Source organism: Enterobacter cloacae complex sp. ECL72 (genome assembly GCF_019056635.1).
Taxonomy (GTDB): Bacteria; Pseudomonadota; Gammaproteobacteria; order Enterobacterales; family Enterobacteriaceae; genus Enterobacter; species Enterobacter hormaechei_C.
The window spans coordinates 1,681,222-1,697,320 of record NZ_CP077659.1; the positions used below are offsets into that span (position 1 = coordinate 1,681,222).

The following is a 16,099-nucleotide window of genomic DNA, read 5'->3' on the forward strand; positions in this document are numbered from 1 at the left end:
TTCAGCAGGAAGGGGAAATAAGCGTGGGGCCTGCGGGCCCCACTTTATTTTGCAGTAGTCGTTTTACCGACGCGTTATTTATCGGCTGATGCGCCAGCACGCGTTGACATCTGCTCGGCGGACTTCAGATGCTGCTCAACGACCGGAGTGTGCTCGTTGGCCAGAGCCTTCACATCCGGATCGTCGATTTTACTGGCGTCGCTCTTAAGCTTCGACAGCACCTTCTCGTGGTCCTTCACGCCAGCATATTCCATATACATTTTGTCAAAAGCGTCACCGCGCTGGTTTTCCAGCCTTGAGTTCAGGGCTTTATGCGCGGCGTCTGGTTCGGTCGGCAGCTCCACGCCCTTTTTCTGGGCAACGGTCTGGACTTTGGTCAGCGCGGCGCCGTGATCGTCGACCATTTTCTGGGCGAATGTTTTCACTTCACTGGTTTGGGCCTTGTCGAGGGCGAGCCTGGCGGCGGCAACTTCGTTGATATTGGCCTGCGCCATGTCCTTCAATGCTTTCTCGTCGCCGGAGCTGAGTCTGGCGTCCGGTTGAGCCTGGTCCGCAGTTTGAGTTTGCGCGGCGCTGGTTGTCTGGGCTTGTACGCCAACGGTGCTGAACATTGCTGCAACTGCTGATACGGCTAGCAGCCTTTTCAGGGTTTTACTCGTGTGCATATTGTTCTCCTGATGGTCATGGTACAGGTAAGTTTCAATTGCTTCAGGCGCAACCGGCAGATAAATGGCGACTGCACAGGTCAGTATAGTAGATGAACCTGCTGTACCCGCTGTTCAGGTCAGTGATGGCTGGTCGTGATGCTCAATCCTTCTACAATATTGATACGGATCATTTACATATTTGCTGCTAATGTTAAATATATAGATTCATCAACAGGAGGAATGATATGAAAAAAGCACTATTAGGGAGTGTATTGGCTTTAACAGTAGCAAGCTTCGGCGCGTCTGCGGCAGATATGATTTCCAAGGATGAAGCGCACCACTTCAAGCTTGAATACCTTGGTAATGTATCTGTAGGGGCTTCAGGTGGACAAATTTCTTCACCTTCAGATCTTCATCAAAAACTCTCAAAACTGGCAGACGAGAAGGGCGGGAAATACTACGTCATTATCGCTGCCCGCGAGCATGGACCTAACTTCCAGGCCGTCGCAGAAGTCTTTAAATAATTTTCTCAAATAACACAAAAACCCGCTTCTGGCGGGTTTTTTGCTTACAGACAGCCAAAAAAATGCCCCTGATGCGGGGCGAGTGTGAGTCAAAGCTTTTCTTATATTTGTCTTTTTTGTGCTCTAAGGCTTTGGGACAATAACACCTTGTTTAAATAATGCAATCTAAATGCATATTTAAATGCGACGGCAGCATACGTTACACAGATAGTCTACTCTTTACATACAGTTATGGTGAAAGGCAGTTAATCGTTAGCTGTCGCCTGCTGGAGAATGGAAACAGTAAACGGTTGCAAGAGGTAAACATGAACGTTGACGCACTGACGCAAAAGGCAGAAGAAGAAATTTCAGCGCTTATAACCAAAAAAATTTCAGAGTTACGTAAAAAAACAGGGCAGGAAGTGTCTGAAATTGAGTTTATCGCTCGTGAAGCCATGACAGGCCTCGAGGGGTATGAGGTAAAAATCAAACTTGTTTAAGCGAAATTATTACCTGTTTCGGGACACTGGATAAATCAGAACGGCAAACGTCAGCTAAGACTATCCTGCGCGTGGCAGGATTGAAGCCAAAAAGCCCGGTGACGCTGCGCTTACCGGGCCTACAATTAACGCAATCCACAGGCCGGGCAGGGCGTAGCCGCCACCCGGGTTACCAGGCTTACACTATCGCGTTCGGGCACGCTTCTCCCTTTTCGAGTTGACGCAAATTCCCCAGCGTGGTTTCCGAAATGCTGATCAGCGCTTCGGCGGTCAGGAACGCCTGGTGTCCGGTGAACAACACGTTGTGACAGGCAGACAGGCGACGGAACACGTCGTCCTGGATCACGTCATTAGATTTATCCTCAAAGAACAGATCGCGTTCGTTCTCATACACATCCATACCCAACGCGCCGATTTTTTGCGTTTTCAACGCTTCGATAGCCGCCTGAGAGTCGATCAGCCCGCCGCGGCTGGTATTGATGATCATCACGCCGTCTTTCATCTGGTCGAACGCCGACTGGTTAAGCAGATGATAGTTCTCCGGGGTCAGCGGACAGTGCAGGGAGATAACGTCAGACTGCGAGAAGAGCGTTTTCAAATCGACATACTCCACGCCCAGCTCCAGCGCAGCGGCGCTTGGGTACGGATCAAACGCCAGCAGGCGCATGCCAAATCCTTTCAGGATGCGAAGGGCGGCCACGCCAATTTTGCCGGTACCGATCACGCCTGCGGTTTTACCGTACATGGTAAAGCCGGTCAGCCCTTCCAGAGAGAAGTTAGCATCACGGGTTCGCTGATAGGCACGGTGAATACGACGGTTGAGCGACATCATCATCCCGACCGCATGTTCTGCCACGGCTTCCGGAGAATAGGCCGGGACGCGAACGACCTTCAGACCCAGCTCTTTGGCGGCATCGAGATCGACGTTGTTAAAGCCCGCGCAGCGCAGGGCAATGTATTTCACGCCCTGTTTTTTTAACTCTTCCAGCACCGGTCGGCTACCGTCGTCGTTAACGAAGATACACACGCCTTCGCAGCCGTGGGCGGTTTTAGCCGTCTTTTCAGTCAGCAGAAAGTCGAAAAATTCAAGATCGAAACCGTACGTCTCGTTAACATGTTGCAGATACTTTTTGTCGTACTGCTTTGTGCTATATACCGCGAGTTTCATAAGACTTTCTCCAGTGATTTTGGAACCACGTTAACATGTTTAAAATTATCTTACAATTTTTCAAAATTCATTGAAATCAATAAGTTCTATGAATTATTGTAGAGCATCTACTCTTAAAAATGGCATTACCTTCAACTGACTGGCTAAACATGCGACAATGAGCGGCAAGAACGGCTTATTTTTTTCGCAAAATCAGGATATTAACTGCCCATGAAGGGTAAATACAAAGCCGCAATCGCGCTATTACTGCTGCTATTTCTTGTGCCGCTGACGCTGCTGATGACGCTCGCCCAGTGGGTACCCACGCTTGCCGGGATCTGGCTTCCCGTTGGAACGCGCATCGCATTTGAAAAAAGCCCACGGCTCACGCGCCACGCCCTGATCATCCCCGATCTCCGCTATCTGGTAGAAGAGTGTGAAATTGCCCGCGTGGAAAACGTGACCCTGTCACATCCCAGCCGCTGGGATCTGGATATTGGCGCACTTACACTTAACTCTGTCTGCCTGAGCAAATTACCGCAATCGGCGCCCTCAACGGTGGCGCCGAAAACGCTGGCGCAGTGGCAGGCCATCCTGCCCAACACCTGGCTGACCATCCACCGCTTTACCCTTTCTCCCTGGCAGCAGTGGGAGGGTGAGCTGCAAGCCTCACTCACGCCAGCCCGCCAGGACATCACCTATAACGGCAAGCAGGTGAGCATTAAGGGGCAGTTGCGCGGCCAGACCCTCTCCATCAGCCAGTTCGATGTGCAACTGCCGGATCAGCCGCAGCCCGTGAAGCTGGTTGGTGAATTTACCCTGCCGCTGGTGCCGGACGGCGTGCCGGTGAAAGGGCATACGGTCGCGACCTTTAACGTGCCACAGTTATCCTCGCTGGTCGATGCCGATCTGGACTGGGAGGACAATCAGGGCCAGCTGGTGGTCATGGCGCGGGACAACCCCGAGCCGCTGCTCGATTTACCGTGGCAGATCACCGCTCAGCAGCTGACCATCAGCGACGGACGCTGGAACTGGTTAGCCTCCGGCGTGCCAATGAGCGGACGCGTCGGGCTGAAAGTGGATAACTGGCAGCAGGGGCTGGAGAAAGCCACCTTCACGGGGCGGCTCAACGTGCTGACCCAAGGGGATGCGGGTAAGGGCAACGCGGTGCTGAATATCGGTCCCGGCTCGCTCAGTATGGATAACAGCGCTATGCCGCTGCACCTGAGCGGGGAAGCCAAGCAAAACGATCTGATCCTGTATGCCAGGCTCCCGGCGATGCTGACCGGCAGCCTTTACGATCCGCAGCTTACGTTTGAACCCGGCGCTTTATTGCGCTCGCGCGGGCGCATCATCGACTCGCTGGATATCGATGAGATCCGCTGGCCGCTGGCGGGCGTGAAGCTCACGCAGAAGGGCGTGGACGGCCGCCTGCAAGCCATTCTGCGGGCGCATGAAAACGAGATGGGCGATTTTGAGCTGCATCTGGACGGCCAGGCTAACGACTTTTTACCGGACAACGGTTTGTGGCAGTGGCGCTACTGGGGTAAAGGGAATTTCACGCCAATGAACGCGCGCTGGGATGTCCGGGGAACCGGGGAGTGGCGCGACAACGTTATCGAACTGACCGATCTTTCCACGGGGTTCGACAAATTGCAGTACGGTACGATGCTGGTCAGCAAGCCGCGCCTGGTGCTGGATCACCCGGTGCGCTGGTCGCGGGACCCGGATAACCCCACCTTTAGCGGCGCGCTCGCGCTTAACGCCGGGCAAACAAGCTTTTCAGGCGGAAGCGTGCTGCCGCCGTCCGTTTTGACCTTCAGTGTTGACGGGACAGACCCGACGGTGTTCCAGTTTAAAGGGAACCTGCATGCGGACGACATCGGCCCGGTCCAGGTGAATGGACGCTGGGACGGCGAACGCCTTCGCGGTCAGGCCTGGTGGCCAAAACAGTCTCTTACGGTGTTTCAGCCGCTGATCCCGCCAGACTGGAAAATGACCCTGCGCGGCGGCGAAATGTACGCGCAGGTGGCTTTCTCCGCGGCCCCCGATCAGGGGTTTGAGGCCGGGGGGCACGGGGTGCTGAAAGCGGGCAGCGCGTGGATGCCGGATAACGAGATCAACGGCGTGGATTTTGTTCTTCCGTTCCGCTTAAGCCAGGGTACCTGGTCGCTGGGCACGCGCGGGCCGGTAACGTTACGAATCGACGAGGTGAAAAACCTGGTCACAGCCCGAAATATCACCGCGGATCTCCAGGGCGATTATCCCTGGACCGAAGCGAACCCGCTCCTGCTCACCAACGTGAAGGTGGAAGCGCTCGGCGGGAAAATAACCATGCAGCAGTTGAGAATGCCGCAGCACGATCCGGCTTTACTGCGCGTGGATAATATATCCTCCAGCGAACTCATAAGCGCGGTGAATCCGAAGCAGTTTGCCATGTCCGGCCCGGTGAGCGGCGCGCTGCCGTTCTGGCTGGACAATGAAAAATGGATCATTAAAGATGGCTGGCTGACCAACCCGGGGCCGATGACGCTGCGCATCGACCAGGACACGGCGGATGCCATTGTGAAAGACAATATGGTTGCAGGGGCGGCGATCAACTGGCTCCGCTATATGGAAATTTCGCAGTCGTGGACAAAACTCAATGTGGATAATCTGGGTGTGTTAACCATGCAGGCGGCCATTAAAGGCACCAGCCGCGTCGAAGGTAAAAGCAGTTTCGTAAATCTGAATTACACCCATGAAGAGAACATTTTTACCCTCTGGCGCAGCCTGCGCTTTGGGGACAATCTGCAAACATGGTTTGAGCAACATGCGGCGATACCCCTTCTCCGCGGTTCGACAGGCAAGGAAAGTGAGGAACAACAATGAAAAAGAGGGCTGGTGTACTCACCGTGGCCGTCGTCGCGCTGCTGTCAGGCTGCACGCCGCGCATTGAAGTGGCGGCGCCCAAAGAGCCGATCACCATCAACATGAACGTGAAAATCGAGCATGAAATCCATATCAAGGTGGATAAAGACGTTGAAGCCCTGCTGAAATCCCGCAGCGATCTGTTCTGAGGATGTCATGAAACGATTTGCTCTGATGTTACTGGCGCTGGGGATGAAAGTTCACGCCGCCACGCTTACGCTCAACGATGCGCGTGCCCAGGGGCGCGTAGGGGAAACCCTGAGCGGCTATCTTGCGCCCGTTCAGCACGACGCTGAAACCCTGGCGCTGGTGAACCGTATCAACGCCGCACGCACGGAAAGTTACCAGCAGCTGGCTGACAGTAATAATTTGCCCGTCGACGAGGTGGCGAAAATGGCGGGACAAAAGCTGGTGGCCCGCGCGCAGCCGGGTGAGTACGTGAAGGGAATTAACGGCAAGTGGCTGAAAAAATAGCTAGCGATAACGCCTGCGGTATTCGCCCGGCGAAACCCCGAAACGCTGCTTAAAGGCGGTGGAAAAATGGCTATGGTCGGTGAAACCCCAGCTGTAGCCAATCCCCGCCAGCTTTTCGTCATCGCTGATGGAACGCAGCGCCTGAGCGCATAAATCGAGGCGACGGTTCTTAATATACTGCGCTACCACCAGCCCTTTCCCGGCAAACATGCGGTACAAGCTACGCACGGACATGCCGCTCTCTGAGGCTATCCACTCCGGTCTTAACGCCTCCGACTGAATATGATCATCAATCAGGGACAGAACGTGGCGGAACTGACGCTCCTTGCGCGGCAGCACCTCGTCACGCTGCTGGAAGGCCGGACGCAGCAGACACACCATCGCCTCAAGCGCCGCTTCGCTTTCACTGGCGCTGAGATCGGCATTGCCCATGCTCTCCTGTAGCAGACGGTAGCTCAGCTGTACGGTAGGCAGACTGCGGGAAAGGGGCAGCGCGCACCTCACTTCCTGAAAACGCGCGTGTTGCTCAATGATTTGTCGCGGGAGCAGGAGCGAAATCTGGCGGGAACGCTCCTGCCAGTAAATGGAGCACGGGCGGGAGGCGTCAATCAGCGTGATATCCCCGGCTTTCAGCATCGCGCGCTGGTCGTCCTGTTCGATTCCGGCGCTGCCTTCCAGCTGAAACACGGTGTAGAACCAGGCGTCGTTGCCGTTTCTGATCTCCTGACGGGTGCGAAACAGGTTAACGCCTGCGGCGGTCACCGTGCTCAGCTTCAGACTTTGGGTGTAGCTGGTTTCCAGCTCGCCGAGAAACGCCCCCTCTAACGGACGTGCCGCAAAGCGCCCACAAACCTGGTTAATTTGCGCCAGCCACTGCTGAAAATTGTCCTGTTCGCTTGCACACGCCATTGATGTTCTCGCTGCACCGTCACTGTTTTCGCATTGTTGCATTTATGTTGCATTTTGTCAGGGCTACGAGGCTGACTATAGGAAAGAACACTCAACGGTTACAGCGATATAAGCGGGAATTATCACGATTTGCGGACCCTGTCACAGCTGGCAAAGCGAATGTCACACAGACAAAAGCAGGAATGCGAATCCCCTCTTAGACTGCATACACACCCTGCGAAGCATAACGAAGGAGTATTCTATGTCCGAATCACATGTCGCCATCCTGCCGGGCGTGCAGCAGTTTTTAGATCGCCAGCACGGCCTGTGGATCGAAGGGCGTCAGGCGGCATCCGATAGCGAAAAGCGTCTGAACGTCTACAACCCGGCGACCGGAGAGGTTATTGCCTCTACCGCCGATGCCAGCGTCGATGATGTCGATCGTGCGGTGATGTCTGGCTGGCGCGCCTTTGTCGCCCGAAGCTGGGCCGGACGGCTGCCGGCAGAGCGGGAACGTATCCTGCTGCGGTTTGCGGATCTGGTGGAACAGCATGGCGAAGAGCTGGCACAGCTCGAAACCCTGGAGCAGGGGAAATCGATTAACATTTCCCGCGCCTTCGAGGTGGGCTGCACCCTGAACTGGATGCGCTACACGGCAGGGCTGACCACCAAAATTGCCGGTAAAACTCTCGATCTCTCGATTCCACTGCCGCAGGGCGCGCGTTATCAGGCGTGGACGCGTAAAGAGCCGGTGGGAGTCGTGGCGGGGATTGTGCCGTGGAACTTCCCGCTGATGATTGGCATGTGGAAAGTGATGCCCGCGCTGGCGGCAGGTTGCTCCATCGTGATCAAACCGTCGGAAACCACGCCGCTCACCCTGTTACGGGTGGCGGAACTGGCGAGCGAGGCGGGGATCCCGGAGGGTGTGTTCAACGTGGTGACCGGCAGTGGCGCCGTCTGTGGCGCGGCGCTGACCTCGCACCCGCGCATTGCCAAAGTGAGCTTTACCGGTTCGACGGCGACGGGCAAGCAGATTGCCCGCGCGGCGGCGGACACGCTAACGGGCGTGACGCTGGAGCTGGGCGGCAAAAACCCGGCCATCGTGCTGAAAGATGCCGACCCGGCGTGGGTGATTGAAGGGCTGATGACCGGCAGCTTCCTGAACCAGGGGCAGGTCTGCGCGGCCAGCTCGCGCATTTATATTGAGGCTCCGCTGTTCGACACGCTGGTCAGCGGGTTTGAACAGGCCGTGAAATCCCTCAGCGTCGGGCCGGGCATGTCGCCGGAGGCGTTTATCAACCCGCTGGTGTCGCGCGCCCACTGCGATAAGGTTCAGGCGTTCCTGGATGAGGCGAAGGCGCACAATGCGGAGCTGATCGCCGGGAACCGGGGGCCAGACGGCAAAGGCTATTACGTTTCGCCAACGCTGGTGGTCAACCCGGATAATCATCTGCGACTGACGCGTGAAGAGGTCTTCGGGCCGGTGGTGAACCTGGTTCGTGTGGCCGATGGGGAAGAGGCGCTTCAGCTGGCGAACGACACTGAATATGGCTTAACGGCCAGCGTCTGGACGCAGAACATCAGTAAAGCGCTTGCGTATACCGACAGGTTACAGGCCGGAACAGTGTGGGTGAACAGCCACACGCTGATAGACGCCAACCTGCCGTTCGGCGGCATGAAGCAGTCCGGCACCGGGCGCGATTTCGGCCCCGACTGGCTGGACGGCTGGTGTGAAACCAAGTCGGTGTGTGTGCGGTATTAAAAAAACGCCGGGTGGCGGCTACGCCTTACCCGGCCTACGGGATGGAGGAAAAAGGTTGGTTTTGTAGGCCGGGTAAGCGCAGCGCCACCCGGCGTAACTTACAGCGACCACCGATTCCGCCCGGCCTCCTTCGCCCTGTACAGCGCCGCATCGGCGCGGGCGATGATTTCCGGGCCGGCCAGCCCTGCGGTATAGCCTGCAATGCCCATACTCGCCGTCACACATTCACTAACCTTCGACGCGCTGTGCGGAATGGCTGCGTTGCGCAGGCCAGCCTGGATCCGCGCGGCGACTTTCTCAGCAACGCTTTCTTCGCAGTCAAAGAGGATCACCACAAACTCCTCGCCACCGTAGCGCGAAACCACATCCTCTGGCGTGCGCACCGAGGTGTTCAGCACCTCTGCCACCCGCGCGAGACACGCATCTCCGGCCTGGTGACCGTAGGTGTCGTTATACAGTTTGAAGTAATCGACATCCAGCATCAGCACCGCGAAGCGTTTGCCTTGCTCTACGGCATTTTCCAGCACCAGCTCCATCGCCCGGCGGTTGGCCGTTTTCGTCAGCGGATCCTGATGGGCCAGCGCATCCAGCCGTGAAATTAAACGCTGATTCTGCTGGTTGCGACGCCACGCCTCTTCAAACCAGCTCAACAGGATATAGCGCCCGCACACGAGAATGAACGTGAACACCACCCACAGCCCGGCAAAGCGATAATTAATTTCCTGATTCAGCAGCATGCTGGCAACGGGCAGGCTTACCCATAGCGGAACGGTGAAGCAGAGCAGTGCAACCGGGTGAAAATAGAGCGCGGTCATACCGGCCATCAGCAGGGTAACGAATATAGGCCAGGGATGAGGAAGCTGTAACACGTTGATAAACCAGTAACAACTTATCGACCACAGCAGGCTGCACATAAACAAAACGGCGCTGACGCCGCGGATGTGGCGCCAGGCCATGATCACCAGCGCTACGGAAAGGATCACCACGCCCAGCATGGAGGCGTCAATCATCTGCCGCAGAGGGGGGCTGATGTGCAGGAGGGCATCGATATGGCCGAACAGCGAATTGCGCAGCAGGACCATAAGGGCAAAGCTGGCATTCACAAAGGCGAGCCACGGCAGGTTCACGGCCAGCCCGTGAACAACCATTGATTTACGGGTAGGCCATATCGCGGGTTCGGGTGTGGCTGGATGTCTTTTTTCCATTGAAGAGAATTTTCCTTGAGCGGGCGGAACGTCCGCCCGCGAGTGCTGCCTTTACGGGGTCACAATGTTAAACCAGAATTCAAATTTATCCATGTAACCGAGCATGGCATCAAGTTTTGCGGCATCGCCGGTCACTTTGATATCGCCGTTATCCTGCGCCTGTTTAAGCGTCACTTCTTTCAGGATGATTTTATTCAGCCTATCGCGGTTGAGGGTCACGGTCGCGTCAGCGTCTTTCGCTTCGGCGTTCGCCGTGTGGTTCAGCACGCCATTTTCCAGCTCCAGCTTGTATTTACCGCCGTCGCTGCCGAGGTCGATGTTAAACACCGATTTTGCATCCGCCGCTTTTTCACCGTTAATGTGCACCGCCAGATAGTCAAAGAACATTTCTGGCGTCATCGCGCGCACGGTATCCGGGCTGGCGGTGTTCGGGGTCGGTCCTTTCACCACGCCGTTACGCAGCTCCTGGGCGCCGGTCAGGTAGAAGTTACGCCACGGGCCTGATTCAGCCTGATAACCCAGCTGCTCCAGCGCATCCGCTTCCAGGTTTCGCGCGGCCTGATTATTTGGATCGGCAAAGACCACTTTACTGACCACCTGAGCCACCCAGCGGTAGTTCCCCTGGTCAAAGTCGGTTTTCGCTTTGCTCAGGATGGCATCCGCACCGCCCATGTAGTCCACAAATTTCTTCGCGGCTTCTTCAGGCGGCAGTTCGTCCAGGGTCGCCGGGTTGCCGTCAAACCAGCCTAAATAGAGCACGTAGGTCGCTTTAACGTCATGGCTGACAGAACCGTAATAGCCACGGTTTGCCCAGGTATTGGCCAGGGAGTTTGGCAGTTTGAAGTTGGCGGCAATCTCGTCACGGGTCAGCCCTTCGTTCGCCATGCGCAGGGTCTGGTCGTTGATGTAGCGATACAGGTCGCGCTGGCTTTTCAGCAGGTTAACCACGTTGTCGTTGCCCCATGTCGGCCAGTGGTGCTGCGCCATAATGATTTCGGCTTTATCACCCCAGCGTACAATCGCCTGGTTGATGTATTTCGACCATGGCAACGGCTCACGAATTTTCGCGCCGCGCAGGGAGTAGGTGTTGTGCAGGGTATGGGTGACATCTTCCGCTGACTCGATCAGCTTTTTCTCTTCGATATACCAGAGCATCTCAGAAGGCGCTTCCGATCCCGGCGCGAGCATAAAATCATAGGTCAGGCCGTCGATCACCTCTTTCTGACCATCTTTCTCGATGATATTGGTCGGGGCGATCAGGGTCACCGTCCCGGCGGAGGTGGTGGTGCCGAGACCCGCGCCGACCTGGCCCTTCGCATCCGGCTTCAGCAGGTTGCCGTACATATAGCTGGCGCGGCGGCTCATGACGTTACCCGCCATGATATTCTCCGCGACGGCGGCCTCCATAAATCCGGCGGGCGCGTAGATTTTCACCTTACCGGACTTCACATCTGCTTCATCCACCACGCCGCGCACGCCGCCATAGTGGTCAACGTGGCTGTGGGTGTAAATAACGGCGACCACAGGCTTATTACCGCGATTTTTATAGTAAAGATCCATCCCGACTTTGGCCGTTTCCGCCGACACCAGCGGGTCGACCACGGTAATGCCTTCTTTACCTTCAATAATGGTCATGTTTGACAGGTCGAGGTTACGGATCTGGTAGACGCCTTCGGTCACTTCAAACAGACCGCTGATGTTAATCAGCTGGGACTGACGCCATAAGCTCGGGTTAACCGAGTCGGGCGCCTTATCGCCTTCTTTGATAAAAGCGTACTGCTGCGGATCCCAGACGGTGTTGCCTTGCTCACCTTTGATAATGTCCTGAGGCAGCGGGGCAATAAACCCTTTGTGGGCGTTGGTAAAATCGGTGTTATCGGAGAAAGGAAGCTGGTTGAAGAGTGCGTTGTTGGCCTGTTGCGTTGCTGCGGTGGCATCCTTAGGTGCTTCTGCGGCCCAGGCGGAACTGGCAGAAATAAAACATCCCGCCAGCGCGAGACTCCTGACGATCTCATTGATTCTCATCCTAAAACCTCTCAGTAAACTGTGACGTTGTTTGTGGGGACTTCGAATCCTGGTGAAAGTGTGTCAAGAAATGCAAAAGGATTAAGCGAGGTAACAATAACTATAATCGGGGAGAGTAATTCAGCAAGTAAGCGGATGAAAAACCGGGCATTACGCCCGGTCGGTGGGTTATTTCTGCTCTTTTTTCTTGCCGAGCGTTGGCGTCTCGTCAAAGAAATTCCACGGCTTGAGTAACGTGTGCACCCATTCCGTCGGCATTATCGGCCACTCCTCGGCGCGGGCGACATGGGTGGTGCCGGTGGTCATCCAGATGACGTTATCTTGGTCGTTCAGCGATTCGTTATCTTTGCTGTACTGGCCGAGGCCGGTATCGTGCGTGGAACGGTTCGGGTATTTTCCCTCCGGGTACATCTCGTCGGGATGGTAACGCGTCACCCACAGCTGTTTATCCATAAAGCTCAGGCGGTGATAAATCCACTCGTCCGGGGCAAACTTCGCGCCGGACGCTACCGGGTGTGTGCCGCCCGCGTAAGGGATGATCTGATACGAGACCGGGTTGCCCATGCGGTTCTCTTTGCTGGTATTGCTCAGCAGGCGGATGGTGCCCGGGTCAAACTTCTGCGCCGCCTGCTGTTCGGTATCAATATCATACTGATTAACCTGCATGGTGCTGGTGCGCGGTCCGCCAGCGGTGTTCGGTTTGACGTCCGGATCCATGGCCACCAGCTTATTGTTGATGCCGTCCACGTCCATATCCAGACGGAAGTTGTAGATGTGCTGGTGGGTGGTACCGACAATATTATGGTCGATCAGCGTTCCGTATCGGGTGTCATCCTTCGCGGTGGCATCATGCATGGTTTTCGTCTGCACGCCTTTCACCGCTTCAATGCCCGTAGCCCCTGCATCAATGCCGATAGTGCCGTTTTCGTGGAATACCCAGTCGAAGATGTAATCGTAGTTACCCACGGTGCTGACCCAGCGCACCACCAGCTCGCGGCGTTCGGTGCTGACGTTGGGTTTACCTAATTCCTGATGCTTATATTCCGGCCCGGCGTAACGCTCGAAAATGGCGATCGCCCTGGGGATCTCCATTGGCGCGCCGGTGTAATCCGGGATGGTTTCGTTGAGCATCACGGCGTTAGACGGAACATCCTTGCCGCGCACCAGCGGGGAGGTCAGGGTACCCATGCCGTAATCGCCGGAGTCCAGATAGGCTTTAAAGTACCAGCCGATATCCGGGTCGCCGTACGGCACAATCATGCCGCCGAGCGATCCCTGATACATCACCTGTCGCTTTTTGCCGTTGTCGTTATAGGTCACGGTGGAGATTATCGGGCCGACGCGTGAGTCCAGGCTCAGATGAAAATCCCAGTTCTGCCAGTGCACCCTATCCCCGGTGATGGTGTAGTTCTTGCCTTCCGGCTCGATAATTTCCAGCGGTTTTTTCACCGTTTCAACGCGGTCGCGGCCATCATAAGGGCGCGGCGTGAGCGGAACCGGCACGACCGGGCCTTCCTCAATCTTCTGGATTTTCTTCTGCTCGAGATCCACCACCGCAACCAGGTTTTCGATCGGGTGCGCCCAGTAGTTACCGTCGCCCACGTCGAGATAGCTGATCACTTTCAGCAGGCGGTCTTCCTGTTTCAGCCCATCCTTGCCGTCAAAAAAGCCGACGGTAAGCGGAGTGGTGATCACTTTCTTCGGGTCGGTAATGCCGCGCTTTTTCAGCACGGCGGCAAACTCCGGGCTTTCATTGATGATCTGCTGCACGGTATTGAAGTCATCCAGCAGCACCATGCCGTGCGCGTCTTTGATCGGCTCCCAGCGGAGGATCTTTTTGTCCTTCAGATCCACCCGGCTTTCGATGATGTGTTTACCATCAAGCATGATGATATTGGCCTGGCGGGGCGCATCCACCGCCGTGCCGTTAAGCACAAAGTCCCAGACTTTGGCCTTTTCTGGCTCCGCCAGCGCAATCTGGGTAAAGCGGGTATTGGGTTTAAAATCCGCAGAGGCTTTCACAATGGCTACGGCCTGGTTGATTTCATCAGCCGTCAGCGCGTTTAACGGGTGGGGGCCTTTTTCAACCTGGAATGTCTGATCAAGACCGGACTGAAAGACATCGTTGATAAAGGTCTCCGGGATAAACGCCTTATTGTTCTTCATCACCACGGGCACCTGGAGCGTCAGCGGTTTGCCGTTAACGATGGCGGTATTTGCGCCGGGTTTGACCTTCACAAAGGCACCGTCTTTGACGATGGTGAACATCTGGGCGTAATCATCCCACTGCACGTCCGCGCCAAACGCCTGAAGCGTTTTGTCCATCGGGACCATATGCGCCTCGCTGCCGTGAGCGTAAACAGGGGATTGCCAGGCGCAACAGAGCGCAACGGCCATGGCCAGTGCCGTTCTACGGGCAGAAAAAGAAGAATTGCTTCCCATCGCAGACCTCATCTTGTTGTGTTTATTGTGTTGTGTCAGCCTTATCCTGACAGGCGCGCACGAAAAGCGTTTGCCTGCATCTGCCAGGTTGTTTGTCAGTCTTGCCAGGTTAAAAAAAGAGCGGGGGTAAATCACACCCCCGTGACAGATAAAGTGTGCTTCAGTAAGGCGAGCTATCGAGATGCATGCGGACATCAAAACCTGCCGTCGTGAACGAATAAACCGTACCGCGAACGCGAAGATAAATGTCTCCATTTTTAATTGCCACAGAAGCTTTATCGTCATCGGTGATCATGACGGGATTGATATCTTTAATGTTAGACATGAAGTCTTCCGGGCTTTTTTTCGCATCAACGAGATAAATATGATACCTGTTTTTAGATAGTGAGCCCGTCTCAACCTGGGTGATGTAAAGAGTTAAACGATCGTTAACCTTGATTTTTTCCTGCAAGTTTTCATACACGGTAAACAGATCGCGGAAAGGGTATGCAATGAATATAAGAAAAATAAAGATAATGACTCCAGTTCGCCAGTTAAAAACCCGAACGTCGCGCATAATCTATTCCTGCCCTTATCCATAACTGATCGACTGGGTCATCACCGTAATTATTATTGTTCTGGAATTTTGCAAATTCGGCAGGATCGCTTGTCCCGGCGAGAATCTGTGCAGTACCTGCCCCCCGGAGCAAAATTCCCTCAGGAATGCCTGCTGCCGCACCAACGGCACCGTAATGAAAATTGCCAAAATTAGCATACTCTGCACGGCCTTGTTTGTAATCCCAGGGACCATGGTTTCTGACCATTTGATAAAACCATATGTAGGTCATTAATGAGGGTCCACCATGGAATCGCGCTATTACCATGTGGCTAACCACGTCCACGCCAGGTGGTGCAAAGGATGCAATATTATAGGGTGTTGAATAGGAAGGAGTGCGCATATTTAACGCTCAGCCCAACAGTCTGCAAACTGTATATTACCATCGCAATATGTCCATGTTATTTTATCATAGCGTAGCTCCACGACTTCAAGATGATTATGTTTTTCTTTCATCGGGTCTTTAATGTCATGCATCAATGGCGTGACGGAAACGACGCGAATATTATCGAGACGCATATTGTAATATTCTACTTCCTGTCCGGCGTCATTAATGCGATACCACCTGAACTCAGCCGTTTTAAGGGTTTGGCCAGTCGCAACGGCTTTCATCAGGTAAGGGGAGGAGGAATCGATTTCTTTTTGAAATACGACTGGGGCATGGTTACGTTTACTGGTAATTTTCCCGGTCAATGGATCGGTTGGGAGGCGAAGATTGTGTGTAAAGCCAGTGACTTCAATGCTTCCCTCACGGTAACGAACATCCACCGAGCCTGTAATTTTTGACCCACCATCGTCAGTTAAGAAAAGGTAAACAGGAATTGCCATAGTTTGTTAATCATCCATGTAATTTAATGCGGGAATATTCCCGGAGCTAAATAATAACCATGCTAACTACATGGTCAATTTGCTTAGTGTTTCCGGTTGTAACTTATCCAAACCAGGCAGACTGGATGGTTCGATTAATCAAAGCCAACCAGTCCCTGTTTTACCTTCCGCTG

15 protein-coding genes are annotated in these 16,099 nt (G+C 54.8%); 6 read left to right on the forward strand and 9 right to left on the reverse strand.

Translation table 11 applies throughout. The features are described from left to right. Nucleotides 1-74: 74 nt before the first annotated feature. Nucleotides 75-665, reverse strand: a complete 591-nt coding sequence (locus tag KTH07_RS08175; protein ID WP_032619739.1) for a DUF4142 domain-containing protein — start codon at nt 663-665, stop codon at nt 75-77. A 227-nt stretch (nt 666-892) separates the two neighbouring features. On the opposite strand from KTH07_RS08175, the gene KTH07_RS08180 reads away from it, so the two are divergent. Together KTH07_RS08180 and KTH07_RS08185 are read left to right on the forward strand one after the other, a co-directional pair. After that, a complete protein-coding gene (locus tag KTH07_RS08180) occupies nt 893-1,171 on the forward strand; it encodes a DUF1471 domain-containing protein (protein ID WP_003857380.1) in 279 nt (92 codons plus the stop codon). A gap of 305 nt (nt 1,172-1,476) precedes the next feature. After that, nucleotides 1,477-1,650, forward strand: a complete 174-nt coding sequence (locus KTH07_RS08185) for a GnsA/GnsB family addiction module toxin (protein WP_032619737.1) — start codon at nt 1,477-1,479, stop codon at nt 1,648-1,650. Between the two features lie 178 nt (nt 1,651-1,828). Here the strand turns inward: KTH07_RS08185 and KTH07_RS08190 are convergent, their stop codons facing one another. Further along, the gene (locus KTH07_RS08190) at nt 1,829-2,818 is read right to left on the reverse strand and encodes a 2-hydroxyacid dehydrogenase (protein WP_017384525.1); all 990 of its coding nucleotides are present in this window, start codon (nt 2,816-2,818) and stop codon (nt 1,829-1,831) included. Nucleotides 2,819-3,028: 210 nt separating this feature from the next. On the opposite strand from KTH07_RS08190, the gene KTH07_RS08195 reads away from it, so the two are divergent. Genes KTH07_RS08195 through KTH07_RS08205 form a run of 3 tightly spaced genes read left to right on the forward strand, consistent with a single transcriptional unit; the run spans nt 3,029 to nt 6,181 of the window. Then, a complete protein-coding gene (locus tag KTH07_RS08195; RefSeq protein ID WP_023303674.1) occupies nt 3,029-5,668 on the forward strand; it encodes a YdbH family protein in 2,640 nt (879 codons plus the stop codon). After that, on the forward strand, nt 5,665-5,856 hold the full coding sequence (locus KTH07_RS08200; RefSeq protein WP_003857369.1) for a YnbE family lipoprotein: 192 nt from the start codon (nt 5,665-5,667) through the stop codon (nt 5,854-5,856). Before KTH07_RS08195 ends, KTH07_RS08200 begins: the two co-directional genes overlap by 4 nt. A gap of 7 nt (nt 5,857-5,863) precedes the next feature. Then, nucleotides 5,864-6,181 (forward strand): YdbL family protein, encoded by a 318-nt coding sequence (locus tag KTH07_RS08205; RefSeq protein ID WP_032619732.1) that lies wholly within the window; start codon nt 5,864-5,866, stop codon nt 6,179-6,181. Here KTH07_RS08205 and feaR read toward each other — a convergent pair whose 3' ends face one another. Beyond that, nucleotides 6,182-7,090, reverse strand: coding sequence for a transcriptional regulator FeaR (gene feaR / locus KTH07_RS08210; RefSeq protein WP_017694062.1), 909 nt, complete (start codon nt 7,088-7,090; stop codon nt 6,182-6,184). Between the two features lie 241 nt (nt 7,091-7,331). Between feaR and KTH07_RS08215 the strand changes: the two genes are divergently transcribed. Next, complete coding sequence (locus KTH07_RS08215) at nt 7,332-8,831, forward strand: aldehyde dehydrogenase family protein (protein WP_017384522.1); 1,500 nt, start codon at nt 7,332-7,334, stop codon at nt 8,829-8,831. 98 nt (nt 8,832-8,929) lie between these two features. Here the strand turns inward: KTH07_RS08215 and KTH07_RS08220 are convergent, their stop codons facing one another. The 6 genes from KTH07_RS08220 to KTH07_RS08245 all read right to left on the reverse strand — a co-directional run bounded on the left by KTH07_RS08220 (nt 8,930) and on the right by KTH07_RS08245 (nt 15,926). Continuing rightward, nucleotides 8,930-10,036: a GGDEF domain-containing protein gene (locus KTH07_RS08220; protein ID WP_023296554.1), complete on the reverse strand. Its 1,107-nt coding sequence runs from the start codon at nt 10,034-10,036 to the stop codon at nt 8,930-8,932. 51 nt (nt 10,037-10,087) lie between these two features. Next, nucleotides 10,088-12,061: an alkyl/aryl-sulfatase gene (locus KTH07_RS08225; protein WP_217310912.1), complete on the reverse strand. Its 1,974-nt coding sequence runs from the start codon at nt 12,059-12,061 to the stop codon at nt 10,088-10,090. A gap of 168 nt (nt 12,062-12,229) precedes the next feature. Further along, nucleotides 12,230-14,503 carry a primary-amine oxidase gene (gene tynA, locus KTH07_RS08230; protein WP_217310913.1) on the reverse strand — a complete coding sequence of 758 codons (2,274 nt, stop codon included), beginning with the start codon at nt 14,501-14,503 and terminating at the stop codon, nt 12,230-12,232. 160 nt (nt 14,504-14,663) lie between these two features. Continuing rightward, nucleotides 14,664-15,059, reverse strand: coding sequence for a hypothetical protein (locus tag KTH07_RS08235; RefSeq protein ID WP_023303676.1), 396 nt, complete (start codon nt 15,057-15,059; stop codon nt 14,664-14,666). After that, complete coding sequence (locus KTH07_RS08240; protein ID WP_223825170.1) at nt 15,037-15,330, reverse strand: polymorphic toxin type 44 domain-containing protein; 294 nt, start codon at nt 15,328-15,330, stop codon at nt 15,037-15,039. Before KTH07_RS08240 ends, KTH07_RS08235 begins: the two co-directional genes overlap by 23 nt. Before the next feature lie 113 nt (nt 15,331-15,443). After that, a complete protein-coding gene (locus tag KTH07_RS08245) occupies nt 15,444-15,926 on the reverse strand; it encodes an Hcp family type VI secretion system effector (RefSeq protein WP_023303677.1) in 483 nt (160 codons plus the stop codon). Nucleotides 15,927-16,099 lie beyond the last annotated feature (173 nt).

What these genes read in the sequence shown, in the direction of transcription:
- KTH07_RS08180 (WP_003857380.1), top strand. Translation starts at nt 893, where the DNA reads ATGAAAAAAGCACTATTAGGGAGTGTATTGGCTTTAACAGTAGCAAGC.
- KTH07_RS08175 (WP_032619739.1), bottom strand. Translation starts at nt 665, where the DNA reads ATGCACACGAGTAAAACCCTGAAAAGGCTGCTAGCCGTATCAGCAGTT.
- feaR (WP_017694062.1), bottom strand. Translation starts at nt 7,090, where the DNA reads ATGGCGTGTGCAAGCGAACAGGACAATTTTCAGCAGTGGCTGGCGCAA.
- KTH07_RS08200 (WP_003857369.1), top strand. Translation starts at nt 5,665, where the DNA reads ATGAAAAAGAGGGCTGGTGTACTCACCGTGGCCGTCGTCGCGCTGCTG.
- KTH07_RS08240 (WP_223825170.1), bottom strand. Translation starts at nt 15,330, where the DNA reads ATGACCTACATATGGTTTTATCAAATGGTCAGAAACCATGGTCCCTGG.
- KTH07_RS08190 (WP_017384525.1), bottom strand. Translation starts at nt 2,818, where the DNA reads ATGAAACTCGCGGTATATAGCACAAAGCAGTACGACAAAAAGTATCTG.
- KTH07_RS08185 (WP_032619737.1), top strand. Translation starts at nt 1,477, where the DNA reads ATGAACGTTGACGCACTGACGCAAAAGGCAGAAGAAGAAATTTCAGCG.
- KTH07_RS08235 (WP_023303676.1), bottom strand. Translation starts at nt 15,059, where the DNA reads ATGCGCGACGTTCGGGTTTTTAACTGGCGAACTGGAGTCATTATCTTT.
- KTH07_RS08245 (WP_023303677.1), bottom strand. Translation starts at nt 15,926, where the DNA reads ATGGCAATTCCTGTTTACCTTTTCTTAACTGACGATGGTGGGTCAAAA.
- KTH07_RS08225 (WP_217310912.1), bottom strand. Translation starts at nt 12,061, where the DNA reads ATGAGAATCAATGAGATCGTCAGGAGTCTCGCGCTGGCGGGATGTTTT.
- KTH07_RS08215 (WP_017384522.1), top strand. Translation starts at nt 7,332, where the DNA reads ATGTCCGAATCACATGTCGCCATCCTGCCGGGCGTGCAGCAGTTTTTA.
- KTH07_RS08195 (WP_023303674.1), top strand. Translation starts at nt 3,029, where the DNA reads ATGAAGGGTAAATACAAAGCCGCAATCGCGCTATTACTGCTGCTATTT.
- tynA (WP_217310913.1), bottom strand. Translation starts at nt 14,503, where the DNA reads ATGGGAAGCAATTCTTCTTTTTCTGCCCGTAGAACGGCACTGGCCATG.
- KTH07_RS08220 (WP_023296554.1), bottom strand. Translation starts at nt 10,036, where the DNA reads ATGGAAAAAAGACATCCAGCCACACCCGAACCCGCGATATGGCCTACC.
- KTH07_RS08205 (WP_032619732.1), top strand. Translation starts at nt 5,864, where the DNA reads ATGAAACGATTTGCTCTGATGTTACTGGCGCTGGGGATGAAAGTTCAC.